The 13,773-nt window shown below is 61.5% G+C and carries 17 protein-coding genes; 8 read left to right on the top strand and 9 right to left on the bottom strand.

The window, feature by feature from the left end; translation table 11 throughout:
• Positions 1-294 (top strand): helix-turn-helix transcriptional regulator (locus DBR18_RS29375; RefSeq protein WP_256588766.1); only part of this gene is annotated, 294 nt, incomplete at its 5' end.
• Here the strand turns inward: DBR18_RS29375 and DBR18_RS17110 are convergent.
• Positions 251-1,705 carry a TrkH family potassium uptake protein gene (locus DBR18_RS17110; protein WP_108591189.1) on the bottom strand — a complete coding sequence of 485 codons (1,455 nt, stop codon included), beginning with the start codon at positions 1,703-1,705 and terminating at the stop codon, positions 251-253. The two genes, DBR18_RS29375 and DBR18_RS17110, sit on opposite strands and share 44 nt — an antisense overlap.
• A 121-nt stretch (positions 1,706-1,826) precedes the next feature.
• Between DBR18_RS17110 and DBR18_RS17105 the strand changes: the two genes are divergently transcribed.
• Complete coding sequence (locus tag DBR18_RS17105; protein WP_108591188.1) at positions 1,827-2,393, top strand: nitroreductase family protein; 567 nt, start codon at positions 1,827-1,829, stop codon at positions 2,391-2,393.
• Between the two features lie 93 nt (positions 2,394-2,486).
• On the opposite strand, the gene DBR18_RS17100 is transcribed toward DBR18_RS17105, so the two are convergent.
• The 6 genes from DBR18_RS17100 to DBR18_RS17075 all read right to left on the bottom strand — a co-directional run bounded on the left by DBR18_RS17100 (position 2,487) and on the right by DBR18_RS17075 (position 6,959).
• Positions 2,487-3,827, bottom strand: coding sequence for a cell wall metabolism sensor histidine kinase WalK (locus tag DBR18_RS17100; protein ID WP_108591187.1), 1,341 nt, complete (start codon positions 3,825-3,827; stop codon positions 2,487-2,489).
• A gap of 170 nt (positions 3,828-3,997) precedes the next feature.
• A complete protein-coding gene (locus tag DBR18_RS17095) occupies positions 3,998-4,447 on the bottom strand; it encodes a Spy/CpxP family protein refolding chaperone (protein ID WP_108591186.1) in 450 nt (149 codons plus the stop codon).
• Between the two features lie 220 nt (positions 4,448-4,667).
• Positions 4,668-5,345 carry a response regulator transcription factor gene (locus DBR18_RS17090; protein WP_108591185.1) on the bottom strand — a complete coding sequence of 226 codons (678 nt, stop codon included), beginning with the start codon at positions 5,343-5,345 and terminating at the stop codon, positions 4,668-4,670.
• Between the two features lie 7 nt (positions 5,346-5,352).
• Positions 5,353-5,763, bottom strand: a complete 411-nt coding sequence (locus DBR18_RS17085; RefSeq protein ID WP_108591184.1) for a translation initiation factor 2 — start codon at positions 5,761-5,763, stop codon at positions 5,353-5,355.
• A 298-nt stretch (positions 5,764-6,061) separates the two neighbouring features.
• The gene (locus DBR18_RS17080; RefSeq protein WP_108591183.1) at positions 6,062-6,361 is read right to left on the bottom strand and encodes a YciI family protein; all 300 of its coding nucleotides are present in this window, start codon (positions 6,359-6,361) and stop codon (positions 6,062-6,064) included.
• Between the two features lies 1 nt (position 6,362).
• Positions 6,363-6,959 (bottom strand): septation protein A, encoded by a 597-nt coding sequence (locus DBR18_RS17075; protein WP_007966018.1) that lies wholly within the window; start codon positions 6,957-6,959, stop codon positions 6,363-6,365.
• An 87-nt stretch (positions 6,960-7,046) separates the two neighbouring features.
• Here DBR18_RS17075 and DBR18_RS17070 point away from each other — a divergent pair, with 87 nt between their 5' ends.
• The 6 genes from DBR18_RS17070 (at position 7,047) to rluB (ending at position 12,064) form a co-directional block, all read left to right on the top strand.
• Entirely contained in the window at positions 7,047-7,910 is an 864-nt protein-coding gene (locus tag DBR18_RS17070) for a PHP domain-containing protein (protein ID WP_108591182.1), read from the top strand.
• A 13-nt stretch (positions 7,911-7,923) separates the two neighbouring features.
• Positions 7,924-8,553: an L-threonylcarbamoyladenylate synthase gene (locus tag DBR18_RS17065; RefSeq protein ID WP_007966016.1), complete on the top strand. Its 630-nt coding sequence runs from the start codon at positions 7,924-7,926 to the stop codon at positions 8,551-8,553.
• A gap of 123 nt (positions 8,554-8,676) precedes the next feature.
• A complete protein-coding gene (locus tag DBR18_RS17060) occupies positions 8,677-9,375 on the top strand; it encodes a ScpA family protein (protein ID WP_171061841.1) in 699 nt (232 codons plus the stop codon).
• Positions 9,376-9,386: 11 nt separating this feature from the next.
• Positions 9,387-10,364 carry an SMC-Scp complex subunit ScpB gene (gene scpB / locus DBR18_RS17055; RefSeq protein ID WP_108591181.1) on the top strand — a complete coding sequence of 326 codons (978 nt, stop codon included), beginning with the start codon at positions 9,387-9,389 and terminating at the stop codon, positions 10,362-10,364.
• 145 nt (positions 10,365-10,509) lie between these two features.
• On the top strand, positions 10,510-10,701 hold the full coding sequence (locus DBR18_RS17050) for a DUF1289 domain-containing protein (protein WP_108591180.1): 192 nt from the start codon (positions 10,510-10,512) through the stop codon (positions 10,699-10,701).
• A gap of 142 nt (positions 10,702-10,843) precedes the next feature.
• Positions 10,844-12,064 carry a 23S rRNA pseudouridine(2605) synthase RluB gene (gene rluB, locus DBR18_RS17045; RefSeq protein ID WP_108591199.1) on the top strand — a complete coding sequence of 407 codons (1,221 nt, stop codon included), beginning with the start codon at positions 10,844-10,846 and terminating at the stop codon, positions 12,062-12,064.
• Between the two features lie 376 nt (positions 12,065-12,440).
• On the opposite strand, the gene DBR18_RS17035 is transcribed toward rluB, so the two are convergent.
• Both DBR18_RS17035 and DBR18_RS28400 read right to left on the bottom strand, forming a co-directional pair.
• Entirely contained in the window at positions 12,441-13,406 is a 966-nt protein-coding gene (locus tag DBR18_RS17035) for a leucyl aminopeptidase (protein ID WP_108591178.1), read from the bottom strand.
• A 72-nt stretch (positions 13,407-13,478) separates the two neighbouring features.
• The gene (locus DBR18_RS28400) at positions 13,479-13,616 is read right to left on the bottom strand and encodes a hypothetical protein (RefSeq protein ID WP_003222780.1); all 138 of its coding nucleotides are present in this window, start codon (positions 13,614-13,616) and stop codon (positions 13,479-13,481) included.
• Positions 13,617-13,773: the final 157 nt, after the last annotated feature.

Below are 13,773 nucleotides of genomic sequence, written 5' to 3'. Positions count from 1 at the left end.
GCGCAGACCCTTCACCTGTCACAGCGCACCTTGCAGCGCCGGTTACAGGAGGAGGGCACCAGTTTTCAGCAATTGCTCGACGACACCCGCCGCGAATTGGCCGAGCAGTATCTGGCGCAGCCGAGCATGACCCTGCTGGAGATTGCCTATCTGTTGGGGTTCGCCGATCCGAGCAACTTCTTCCGCGCGTTCCGCCGCTGGTTCGACACCACGCCCGGCGATTACCGGGCGCGGCTGTTGCAGGCGCCGGTCAGTGACGCCAAAAGGCCGGAATACACAACACAAACACCGTAATGATCTCCAGTCGGCCGAGCAGCATGCCGAATGACAGGATCCACTTCGCGGCGTCCGGCAGGGTGGCGAAGTTGCCCGCCGGGCCGATGGTTTCGCCCAGGCCCGGGCCGACGCCGGACACGGTGCTGGCAGCGCCGGTCAGTGCAGTCATCCAGTCCACGCCGAGCAGCGACAGCAGCAGGGCGATCACGCAAATCGTGATGGCGAAGAAGAACGAAAAGGTCAGGATCGAACGCACGATCTCTTCGTCGAGTCGGTGACCGTTGTACTTCTGCTTGATGACCGCACGCGGGTGAATCAACTGGTTAAGGTTGGCCTTGAGCAGGATGTAGGCGACCTGAAAGCGGAAGATCTTGATCCCGCCCGCCGTCGAGCCGGAGCAGCCGCCGACAAAGCCCAGATAGAAAAACAGCATCAGCGAGAAGTTGCCCCACAGGCTGTAGTCGCCAAGGGCGAAACCGGTGGTGGTGACCACCGAGGTCACGTTCAGCGCCACATGCCGCAGCGCATCCAGCCAGTGCAGGTTGGTGGTCCACCAGTACCAGGTGCCGAGCACCAGCCAGGTCACCAGCAACATGCCGATCAGGCCCTGCACCTGCTGATCCTTGATCAGCGCCCGGCGGTTACCGCGCATGGTCGCCACGTACAGGGTGAATGGCAGGCTGCCAAGGATCATGATCACCACCGCGACCCAGTGCACCGCCGGTTGCGTCCATTTGGCCAGCGACTGGTCAGACGTCGAGAAGCCGCCGGTGGAAATCGCCGACATCGCGTGGTTGATTGCATCGAACGGGCTCATCCCGGCCCACCAGAATGCCAGGCTGCCGAGGATGGTGATGCCGACATACGCTGCCACAATCAGGCGCGCCACCATGTGTGAGCGCGGCATGACTTTTTCCGAACGGTCGGAGGACTCGGTCTGAAACAGGCGCATGCCACCGATGCGCAGCAGCGGCAGAATCGCCACCGCCATGCCGATGAAGCCGATGCCGCCGAGCCAGTGCAGCAGCGAGCGCCACATCAGGATGCCCGGTGACATGGTGTCGAGCCCGCTGAGCACGGTCGAACCGGTGGCGGTGATGCCGGACATGCTTTCGAAGAACGAGTCGGTGTAACTGATGTGCTGGGTCAGCAGGAACGGCAACGCAGCAAAAATGCACACCACCAGCCAGCTGCTGACGGTCAACAGATACATGTCCCGCGGACGCAGATGTATGTGCTCGGGACGCCCGGGAATCACCAGTGCGAGGCCGGCGACAAAGGTGATCATGCTCGCCCAGAGGAATGACGGCAGATCGCTGGTGCGCTCGAAAATGACCAGAGTGGCCATGGGCACGACCATGGCGATGGCCAGGGTGATCAGGAAGATGCCGATGATGAAACCAATGATCCGTAAGGTCGGCAACGCCATGAAGTCCGCTCGGGCTGAAGTGGGAAGGACGCCATTCTACCCGTGGGGCAGGGCATGTAAACCGGCATCCTGATGGCAGAAGCAGCTAGAATGGCCGCACATTTTTCTCAGGAGGTGGCCGATGCAGGCTCTCGACGCTTTGCTCAACCGTGTTTCCGTTCCACGACTGGTCGAACCGGCCCCCACTGACGAGCAGCGCGAAGCCCTGTTTGGCGCAGCCCTGCGCGCCCCCGATCACGGGCACTTGCAGCCGTACCGTTTCCTCACCATCGAAGGTGCAGCACGCGAGCAAATGGGCGAGTTGCTGGCCGAAGCGGCGCAGATGCAGGAAGGCGAAGTCACTGAAGCGATGATCGACAAGGCGCGCAACGGCCCGCTGCGGGCGCCGCTGGTGGTCGTGGTGATCGCGAAACTGCAGGACCACGTCAAGTATCCGAAGGCCGAGCAGTTGCTGGCGGCGGGGTGTGCAGCCCACGGGATTTTGCTGGCGGCGTACGCGCAGGGGATTGGTGCGGTGTGGCGCACCGGTGATCTGGCGTATTCGAAACATGTGGCCCAAGGGTTGGGGCTGGTGGAAGGCGAAGAGGTGATCGCGTTCCTGTATCTCGGCACGCCGCAGAAGGAGCCGCGTGTGGCCGAGAAGGTCGATCTGGCCGAGTTCGTCAGCGCCTGGCCCGGCAAGGTTTAAAGTCAAAAGATCGCAGCCTGCGGCAGCTCCTACAGGTGTTTCGACTCTGTAGGAGCTGCCGCAGGCTGCGATCTTTTTTGTGTCACCGCGAATTTAAAGCTGGACAACCGCGCCCGGCACCAGCGGCAATTCCAGGCTGGCAATAAACCCGCCGTCCGGATGATTGGCCAGCACCAGACTGCCGCCATGCCGCTCCGCCGCCCGCCGGGCAATCGCCAACCCCAGACCATGTCCCGGCGCCGTCTGCCCCGGCGCCCGGTAGAACGGTTCGCCCAACTGGTTCAGATGCTCGGCCTGCACCCCCGGCCCGTGGTCGCGCACACTCACCACAATGCGTTCGCCCTGACGCGTGGCCTGCATTTCGATTGCCTGCCCCACCGGGTTGAAGCGTTGGGCGTTGCGCAGCAGGTTGTCGACGGCGCGCTCGATCATGGTCGGCCAGCCGGTCAGATTCAGGTGCGGCTCGGCATTCAGTTGCACGGTCTGCTCCGGCGAGCCGAGCTGCGCATCTTTCTGTAGCGTGCCGAGCAAAGCGTTCAGATCCACCTCTTCAGCACTGGCGTTGTCGGCATCGACCCGCGCCAGCACCAGAATTTCGCTGATCAGCGCTTCCAGCCGATCACATTCGCGGGTCAGGCGCGGCCAGAGTTTTTCCCGTTCTTCCGGATTGGCCCGTTCCGCCAGTGCCAGGGCAATGCGCAGCCGCGCCAAGGGTGAGCGCAGTTCATGGGATACATCGCGCAGCAACTGGCGCTGACTGCCGATCAGGCTTTGCAGGCGCGCGCCCATGCGGTTGAAGTCGGTGGCGAGCACGCCGAATTCGTCGCGGCGGTTCGCCAGTTTCGCCAGGCTGTTCTGTTGATAGGTGGTCTGCCCCAGATCATGCACGGCACCGCGCAAGCGGCTGAGCGGGCGGGTAATGGAGAAGGTCACCAACAGGCTGAACAGGGTCAGCACCACCAGCGCGATGCCCAGCGCACTCAGCGGCCAGAGCAGGCTTTCGCGGTGCCAGGCGTCGAGTTCCGGGTGCGGGATGCGGAAGATGAACAGGTAGGTGTCGCCGGTTTTTTCGCTGGTGAACTCGTCGGTCAGACGCCGCCAGGGCAGGCGACGGTCATCGTTGTTCTGCCGGGCTTCGAAGGCGGCGGCGCGGCGCGGGAAAGTGCCGCGCACCACCGGGTCGCCGCTTTCGTTCAGCACCTGGACGTCGATGTGATATTGGCGTTTGCGTTGTTCGAGGATGTCCTGCGCGGCGTCTTCGCCCTGGGCTTCGTAGGTCTGCGTCCATTCGGCGGCCAGGGTGTTGAGGCCCGGATGACGGCTGAGGATCCACGCGTCCTGATTGAGCATGTGCCCGAGCAGAATCGACAGCCCCGCCACTAGAGCGATGGCCAGCCAGAAGCTCGCGAGAATACGCCAGAACAATGAACGCACAGAAACCCCTCAATCAAACGCGTAACCCCTGTAGGAGCTGCGGCACGCTGCGATCTTTTGATCTTGTTTTTCAGAAGCAAAATCAAAAGATCGCAGCGTGCCGCAGCTCCTACAGAGGGCGGATGTGAACAGGCCCGACGGGGTTAGCCGTCGGGCCTGTGATTAGAACATTATTGCGCCTTTTGCGGCTGTTGCGCTTTCCACGCTTTGAACTCGGCCCATTCGGCGCGGCGTTCGGCCTGTTTCTTCTGGATTTCGTCGAATTTCTTCTGTTGATCCGGTTTCAGCAGGTTGCGTACATCGGCTTCGGCCTTCTTGTGGTTGGCCGCCATCTCGTCCTTCATGGCTTTCTGGTCAGCCGGCGAGAGTTTTTCCAGGTACTTCTCAACCACCTGGCGACGCTCGTGCATCTGCTCGCCCATGATCTTGCGGATCTGATCGCGCTGTTCGCGGGACAGGTCGAGTTGGCTGTACGGGCCTTTGCCGTGCATGCCGTGCATCTGACCGCCGTGGCGTGGGCCGTCGAGCGGGCCACCCATCGGGCCGCCATCCTGCGGCACAGCCATGGCGACGGTTGGCAGAGCGGCAGCGAACATCAGAGCGATAAGAGTCTTGCGCATGGTGTATCTCCTTGTCTCGTTCCCGGTACGTTCCGGATGAGTTCAGATTACGGAGATCAAGGTCAGCGGCGGTCAGCGCTGCGTAAAGCTTGGGTAAAGACGCTTTGTCTTCAGCCTTACACATATCCCCCCTGTAGGAGCTGCGGCACGCTGCGATCTTTTGATCTTTAAAAGCAAAGATCGCAGCCTTCGGCAGCTCCTACAGGGGAGCGAGGTGTCTTCAGAGGCTGTAGTAGTAGCCGCGGCTGCGCAGGGCGACGATCCGTGGGCGGCCATCGGGGTGCGGGCCGATCTTCTTGCGCAGGTTGCTGACGTGCATGTCGAGGCTGCGGTCGTACAGGGTCAGCTTGCGGCCGAGGGCCAGTTGCGCCAGTTCCTGTTTGTCCAGCGGCTCGCCAGGTTGCTTGAGCAGGGCTTCGAGCAGGCGGCTTTCGGAAACGGTAAGTGTCAGTTCTTTTTCGTCGATGCTGACCACGCCGCGCACCGGGCTGAAGCTCAGGTCACCCAGTTCGAGCTGGGTCGACACGGCGGCCGGGTGACTGCGGCGCAATACGGCGCGCAGGCGCGCGGTGAGTTCACGCGGATCGCAGGGCTTGGCCAGGTAATCGTCGGCGCCCAGCTCCAGACCGAGGATGCGGTCCAGCGGTTCGCCCCGGGCCGAGAGCATCAGCACCGGCAGGTCGGCGTGATCGCTGCGCAATTGCTTGAGCAGTTCCAGACCGCTGCCGTCCGGCAGCATCACGTCCAGCACCACAGCGGCGGGGGCCGACTCGGCCAAGGCCTTGCGCGCGCTCTGGCCATCGTGGCAGGCGCGTACCTGGAAGCCTTCCTGGCTCAGCCAGCTACTCAGGAGTTCGCACAACTCCTGGTCATCATCAATCAGTAACAGCTCGCTCATGACTCACTCAATTTAGCCATTGCCGACGTTTTCGGCTTGCTCCACTGGCAAAGATACCGCAGAGCAGCGCCAATAGCGCTACCCCGGCGCCGGTGACGAACCATTGCTGCTGTTCGGTCAACAGACGCGGCAAGGGACTTGCCTGGGCTTCCTTGAGTTGCAGCTTCAGGCGCTGGTTCTCTTGGCGCAACCGGGCAAGCAGGGCGCTTTCGCGGGTATTGTCGGCATTTTGCAGTTGTTTGTTCAGTTCTTCCCGCTGCTGCTCACTGGCCTTGAGGCGCTGCTGCAACTCGGTAATCTGGCTGCCGGCACTCAATGACAATGGCGTGGAGCTGCCGCTTTCGGTGGTTTCTTCACCATGGGCGGGCGCCATGATCGTCAACGTGACCCACATCAGACACAACGGACCTTTGCGCATTGCGATTCCTGCTAGCAAATGGATATTGGGCAGGTTGTCGGCAGGCAAACGAGAATAATGAGCGATTGAGAGTGGGGAGAGGCGGGAAGGTTCAGTGCGGGTGGAGGGGATATTGCGGTTGATGATTTTTGTGGTGAGGGGATTTATCCCCGATGGGCTGCGAAGCAGACCTGAAATGGGAGCATGCGGTGTGTCAGGTACACCGCATTGAATGGCTTAGGGGTTGCTGCGCAACCCATCGGGGCGGTGCGACGTTTCGCTGAATCCCCTCGCCACAGAGTCCCTCGATATTCCTTGGTTACGGGAGGACTTGCTTGAACGGCTTGACGATCACGTTGGCGTACACGCCGGCGGCAATGTACGGATCGGCGTCGGCCCAGGCTTGCGCCGCGCTCAGGGAGTCGAATTCGGCGACGATCAGGCTGCCGGTGAAACCTGCAGCGCCCGGGTCATTGCTGTCGACCGCCGGGTGCGGGCCGGCCAACACGATACGGCCTTCGCCCTTGAGCACTTGCAGGCGTTCCAGATGGGCCGGACGCGCGGCGAGGCGGGCATCGAGCGAGTTGGCGACGTCGGTGGCAATGATTGCGTAGAGCATGTCAGTCCTCGGTTTTTGGAGTTGTGGTATCGGCGTCGTGCAGATGGCGGGACAGGTAGATGCCCTGACCGACCAGGAACAGCACGGTCATGCCCAGGCTGCCGAACACCTTGAAGTCGACCCAGATGCTCTGGAAGGTGAACGCCACGAACAGGTTGGCGGCCCCGCAGAACAGGAAGAAGGCGATCCAGGCGATGTTCAGGCGGGTCCAGACCGGATCGGGCAGGGTCAGCGCGTGGCCCATGATGCGTTTGATCAGCAGGCGGTCACCGATGAAGTGGCTGCCGATGAAGGCCAGGGCGAACAGCCAGTTGACCACCGGGGCTTTCCATTTCAGGAAGGTCTCGCTGTGGAACGCGAGGGTCAGGCTGCCGAACACAAGACAGGCGATCAGGGTCAGCCATTGGCTCTTTTCCAGCTTGCGCTGCTTGATGAACAACGCGCCGTAGACCACCAGGGAGCTGATGATCAGCATGGCGGTGGCGCTGTAGATACCGCCTACAGTCACTTGATGGCCAGCGATGTCGACGACCCGTGGATCCAGTTTGTAAACGATGAAAAACAGCAGAAGCGGGATGAAATCGATGAATTGTTTCACAGTGAGAGCCAGAAGCTGGATGTGGCGGCATAATAACAAACATATGGGCGCGCGATAGCGCCAGCTGATTTGAGGTTACAACTCCCCGTGAATGTTGATTTGCACTGCCACAGCACGGCCTCCGACGGCGCCCTGGCGCCAGCGGTATTGGTCGCGCGTGCGTTCGAAAACGGCGTGCGAGTCCTGGCGTTGACCGACCACGACACCCTCGAAGGCCTCGCCGAAGCGCGCAGCGCCGCCGAAGAGCTGGGCATGCAACTGGTCAATGGCGTCGAGCTGTCCTGCACCTGGGGCGGTGCGACCATCCACGTGCTGGGTTACGGCTTTGACGTCAATGCTGCGCCATTGGTCGAGGCCATCGCCAAATTGCACGATGGCCGCTGGCTGCGGTCGGAAGAGATAAGCCGCAAGCTCGCTCTCAAAGGCATGCCCGGTGCCCTCGACGGCGCCCGGCAGATCCAGCAGGAACTGGGCGACAGCGGCAACGCGCCGGCCCGTCCGCATTTTGCCGACTGGATGGTGCGTGAAGGTTTTGTAAAGGATCGCGCCGAGGCGTTCCGCAAATGGCTCGGCGCCGGCAAGCTCGGTGACGTCAAACAGCACTGGCCGACGCTGGAAGACACCGTCGGCACCCTGCGCGCCGCTGGGGCGTGGGTCAGTCTGGCGCATCCCTGGCACTACGATTTCACCCGCAGCAAGCGCCGAAAGCTGATTGCCGACTATATTCAAGCAGGCGGGCACGCCATTGAAGTGGTCAATGGCCATCAACCTGCGGAACAGGTCGGCAGCCTGGCAATCCTTGCCCGTGAGTTCGGTCTGCTGGTCAGCGCCGGCAGTGATTTCCATGGCCCTGGTGGCTGGTCCGAGATTGGCCAGTACCGTCCGGTTCCCGAGGACCTTCCACCCCTGTGGGGTCGGTTCAAACATGACACAGATATTGCCGCCGTCTGAACAGGTAGAGAATGTGAGTCAATTTTTCCAGATCCATCCGGAAAACCCGCAAGCGCGCCTGATCAAACAGGCGGTCGAGATCATCCGCAAGGGCGGGGTGGTGATTTATCCCACGGACTCTTCCTACGCCATCGGTTGCCAGATCGGCGACAAGACGGCGATCGAGCGCGTGCGACGCCTGCGTCAGCTCGACGAGAAGCACAACTTCGCGCTGATCTGCAGCGACCTGTCGCAACTGGGCAACTACGCCAAGATCGACACCGGCACCTTCCGCATTCTCAAGGCCCATCTGCCGGGGCCTTACACCTTTATCCTCAATGCCACCCGCGAAGTGCCACGGCTGTTGCTGCACCCGAAAAAACGCACCATCGGCCTGCGGGTGCCGAGCCATCCGATTGCCCTGGCCTTGCTGGCCGAACTCGGCGAGCCGCTGATGAGCGTGACCCTGATCATGCCCGGCGACGAAGACCCGCTGAGCGATCCGTACGAAATGCGCCAATTGCTCGAGCATCAGGTCGATCTGATCATCGACGGCGGTTTCGGCGGCATCAAGGCGTCCACCGTGATTGACCTGACCGGCGACGACCCGGAAGTGATCCGCGTCGGTTGCGGCGACCCCGCGCCGTTCATGGTCGAGGCCTGAATGTCCGCAGTGGAAACCGTTGTCGATCCCCAGGCCGGCGCCCAGCAGGAACTGCCGTTTGCCATGGTCTATGGCCAGGCGGTCACGGAAATGCCGCTGGACCTGTACATCCCGCCGGATGCGCTGGAAGTCTTTCTCGAAGCCTTCGAAGGCCCGCTCGACCTGCTGCTGTACCTGATCCGCAAACAGAACATCAACATTCTCGACATTCCGGTGGCGGAAATCACTCGCCAGTACATGGGCTATGTCGAGTTGATGCAGTCGGTGCGCCTGGAACTGGCCGCCGAGTATCTGGTGATGGCCGCGATGCTGGCCGAGATCAAGTCGCGCATGCTCCTGCCGCGCGCCGAAACCGTCGAAGACGAAGAGGACGACCCGCGCGCCGAACTGATCCGCCGCCTGCAGGAATACGAGCGCTTCAAGGCTGCCGCCGAAGGCATCGACGGCTTGAGCCGGGTCGGTCGCGACGTGGTGGTGCCCAAGCTCGACGCCCCCGAAGCCCGGGCGCGCAAGCTGTTGCCGGATGTCGCGCTGGAAGAAATTCTGATGTCCATGGCCGAGGTACTGCGCCGGGGCGACATGTTCGAGAGCCATCAGGTCAGCCGCGAGGCGCTGTCGACCCGCGAGCGCATGAGCGATGTGCTGGAACGGCTCAAGGGCGGCGGTTTTGTGCCGTTCGTCGAGCTGTTTACCGCCGAGGAAGGCCGCCTCGGTGTGGTGGTGACCTTTATGGCGATCCTTGAACTGGTCAAGGAATCCTTGGTCGAGCTGGTGCAGAATGAGCCGTTCGCCGCGATCCACGTGCGAGCCCGAGCCGAATAACGAGTCGAAACATGAACCTGACTGAACCCCGCGAGCTGGCGCCCCTGCTTGAAGCCTTTCTGTTGGCCTCGGGAAAGCCGCAATCGCTTGAACGCCTTTTCGAACTGTTCGAAGAGGGCGAACGGCCGGAACCTGCGGTCTTCAAGAAAGCCCTGAGCCTGCTGGCCAAGTCCTGCGAAGGGCGGGCGTTCGAGCTCAAGGAAGTCGCCTCCGGCTACCGCTTGCAGATCCGCGAGAAGTTTTCGCCGTGGGTCGGTCGTCTGTGGGAGGAGCGCCCGCAGCGCTATTCCCGTGCGCTGCTGGAAACCATGGCGCTGATCGCCTATCGCCAGCCGATCACTCGCGGCGAGATCGAAGACGTGCGGGGTGTGGCGGTCAACACCAATATCGTCAAGACCCTGATCGAGCGTGAGTGGATCCGCATCGTCGGCTATCGCGACGTACCGGGCAAACCGGCGATGTTCGCCACCACCAAGGCGTTTCTCGATCACTTCAACCTGAAGAACCTCGAAGACCTGCCGCCGCTGGCCGAACTGCGCGAGATGGAAACCGAGCCGGTCCTCGATTTCGACGACGCACCGGTGCCGCAAGGCCTGCAAGAGCTGGCCGACGCCAGCGCCGAACCGGAAGAGCCGAAGGAAGAGACCAGTTTCCATACGCTGTTGCTGGAACTGGACAGCATGGAGGAGGGGATCAAGACCGACTTCGATGATCTGTTGCGCGATGCGGCTGATGGCGAAGCGCAGCCGCCAGAGCCTGAAACCCAGACCCTCGAGCCGACAATTGAAGTTGAACTTGAAATCGAACCTGAAGCCGAACCGGAAGAAGACCTTCTTGGCGTCGCCGAAGCCCGGGCAAAACTCCTGGCCGCTGTCGCCGCCCTCGAACAACCGGCGCCGGAGCCTGAACCCGAGCTGAGCGAAGAAGAAGCTGAAGCCCGCGCCCTGGCCGAAGCGATCGAGGCCGAACGCCGCGAGTTCGAGGACTGACAATCAAATTTTCTGAACACTGACGAACCCTGTGGGAGCGGGCTTGCCCGCGATTACGGTGCATCAGACAAAAATATGCTGGCTGACACTCCGTCATCGCGGGCAAGCCCGCTCCCACAGGGATCAATGTGTTCTGGAGAAAGGTATGAGCTCGACAAAAGACCCGTGCATCAGCCTCTGCAAATTCACCGACGACATCTGCCTGGGCTGTGGCCGCAGCAAACGCGAGATCCGCGCCTGGAAGAAACTCGACAAGGACGACAGGCGCACGGTACTGGCCGAAGCCGCGCTGCGCTTGATCAAACTCGGTGGCGCCGGTCGGCGGAAAAAGAAATAAGTCGCCCACCATCAGCTAGTCTCTGATGCGCGATGGCGCACATCCGCGTATGATTCGCGACCCTTCGGCGATCCCTTCGCCCGAAAACCAGATTTCAATGCTTCAGGCGCCGCCTGAACAGACCACACCGGGAGGTGCCCAGATGAGTGACATCAATCAGAAAGACGACCAGGAAATCGGCCCCGCAGGCGAAAAACTGCAGAAAGTCCTCGCCCGTATCGGCGTCGGCTCGCGCCGTGACGTCGAAGCCTGGATCAGCCAGGGCCGGATCAAGGTCAATGGCAAAGACGCCACCCTCGGCCTGCGCGTCGACATGCACGACGCCATCACCATCGATGGCAAGGTGATCAAGCGCGAAGAGGCTGCCGAATCGGTGCGCCGCGTGATCATGTACAACAAGCCCGATGGCGAGATCTGCACCCGTGACGACCCGGAAGGCCGTCCGACCGTGTTCGACAAGCTGCCGCGTCCGAAAGAAGGCCGCTGGATCAACATCGGTCGTCTCGACATCAACACCACCGGTCTGCTGATGTTCACCACCGACGGTGAACTGGCCAACCGTCTGATGCACCCGTCCTACGAGATGGACCGTGAGTACGCCGTGCGTGTACGCGGTGAAGTCGACGACGAGATGATCGAGCGCCTGAAGGCGGGCGTGGTGCTGGAAGACGGCCCTGCGCGTTTCACCGACATTCAGCAGGCGCCGGGCGGCGAAGGCTTCAACCACTGGTATCACTGCGTGGTGATGGAAGGCCGTAACCGTGAGGTTCGTCGTCTTTGGGAGTCCCAGGGGCTGGTGGTCAGCCGTCTGAAGCGCGTGCGTTTCGGCCCGGTGTTCCTCAACTCCGACCTGCCGATGGGGCGCTGGCGCGAAATGAGCCAGTACGAAGTCGACGTGCTCAGCGCCGAAGTCGGCCTGACCCCGGTGGCGATGCCGCAACTCAACGCCAAGAGCAAGGACAAGCTGGAGCGTATGCAGCGCAAATCGTCGCGGCCGATGGCCAAGACCGAGCGCGTGCGTACCCTGCGTCCAGCTGCTGGCGCGCCGACCGGCCCGCGTCCGAGTCGCGAGCCGCAGATCGAAGGCGAGCGCCCTGGCCGCAAGCCGGTTGCCCGTGATGGCGAACGCGCACCGCGTCCGGCCAACGGTCGCACCGAGCGTGGCGAAGGCCGTGCGCCGGCCGGTCGTGGTACGCCAGTGGCGGATCGTCCTGCCGACACCAGCAACAAGCGTCCGGCCAAGCCTGCAGCCAAGCGCCCGGGGATCAAACTGGTCGACGGTGACAAGCCGTCGGGCAAGCGCCGTGGCGCACCGGCCGGCTCCGGTCAGCGTCCGGGTTTTGGTCGCAAGAAGCCTGAGTAAGGCAGTTGTGAGCTTTGAGCGGCAAGCTTCGAGCTAAAGCAAAAAAACGCCAACCGCAGGGTTGGCGTTTTTTTTCGTCTGGCGAAAGTATTGTGTTGCCTGAGCCGGCCTCTTCGCGAGCAAGCCCGCTCCCACATTGGATCGGCGTCGAACACAAATCCCATTGTGGGAGCGGGCTTGCTCGCGAAGGCGTCAGTCGCCTGAAACACAAAGCGCCCGTCTGGATTATTGCTTGGGGTACACGCTATATCTGTAGGAGCTGCGGCACGCTGCGATCTTTTGATCTTGATCCGCAAAAACAAGATCAAAAGATCGCAGCCTCGTTTCACTCGACAGCTCCTACAGGGGGCAGTGGCTTCAGATCGGAAATTTTTGTTTAGAAGACAAAACGCCCATCAAACACTGGCTTGTCATCCAGCGCCAACACCCCGCCGGAGAAGATCAGGTCCAGGTGATGACTGCCCTTGGCCCCACCGCCGAGGCCCAGGTGCAGCCCGCAATGCCGCTCCTCGAAGCCGGCATTGCGCGCATACAGATCTTTCACCCCTTCATTGGTGCCGATCCCCAATTCCTCAATGCGCCGATTCGACGGATTGGCGTCCAGGTACTTGTTGAAATCATGCTCCAGCCCCGGCACATCGGTGGCGATGCGGCTGATGGTCGAGTTCTCGATCCACAGTTCCAGTGGCGATTCGAGCACGCCGTACTTGCGCGCAAACGGGATGGTACTGAGGAACGTGCCCTTGAATTTCACATGACCGTTGATGGCTTCGCTGTGGGTGGCGATCTCGCCGGGGGCCAGGTCGAAGTTACCCACGCCGTTGATGTCGGTCCACTTCTTGATGCTGCTCAGCGGTGTTTCGAACCGCGAACCGTGTTCGTCGGTAAAACTCAGCGTGGTGGCCTGGGACATGCGCTGGATCAGGTGACTGTTGAGCCCGGCGATACGTTGCGGGGTGACGCTGAAGGTGTCGTAGAAATAGTCGCCGTAATCCTTGAACAGCAGCGACTTCCTCCAGTTTTCCGCCATCACGCCTTGCAGTGCGCGAACGAACTCCGGGCCGTCGGGGCGCGGGTTAGGCAGGGTGGAAGAGTCATAGAAGAAAATGTACAGATCGCTGTCGGCAATCGCCGTCGCCAGCGCTGCGGTGCTTTCCAGATCCAGCCGACGGGCGCTGAAGGTGAAGCGAGGATGATCGCCGGCCTGTTCGGCGATGGCGCCGGTCAGGGCTTCGTAATCGGCGGTGTGACCGAGCAGTACCTTCGCCGAGTCGAGGCCGGCAAGGGCAGGGTGATGTTCGAGGTAGTAAAGGAAATGCGAGATCGCGCGGGGCTTATCCATGAGTCCTCCCTGACTGACCGTGAAGAAAAGCGGCAGGCACGCCCGGCCGGATCGCGCCTGCCCGGGGATGTCTTACAGAGGCCACATCGCCGTGCCGAACGGAACCACCGCGTCGGCTTGCATCATTTCTACAGCCGCCTCATGGGTCGGTGCTTCGAACCATTCGTCCAGTTGCAGCTCGGTGTCCAGGTCTTTTTCCAGTGCTTGCATGGTCGATCTCCTAGATGACTTTTCACGGTTATGACTGGCCGGTCGAGTTGGCCGGCAAGACGTGAAGAACCTAGTTCAGGGTGTTTTGTAATGCAAAAAATTATTTATTTAAAATTTAAATAGACTTTTTATTCTGTTTTTTGCCGGGGGTTTTCTT

This window comes from Pseudomonas sp. HMWF021 (assembly GCF_003061005.1).
Lineage (GTDB): Bacteria > Pseudomonadota > Gammaproteobacteria > Pseudomonadales > Pseudomonadaceae > Aquipseudomonas.
This window is presented reverse-complemented; position numbering and strand designations above follow the sequence as displayed.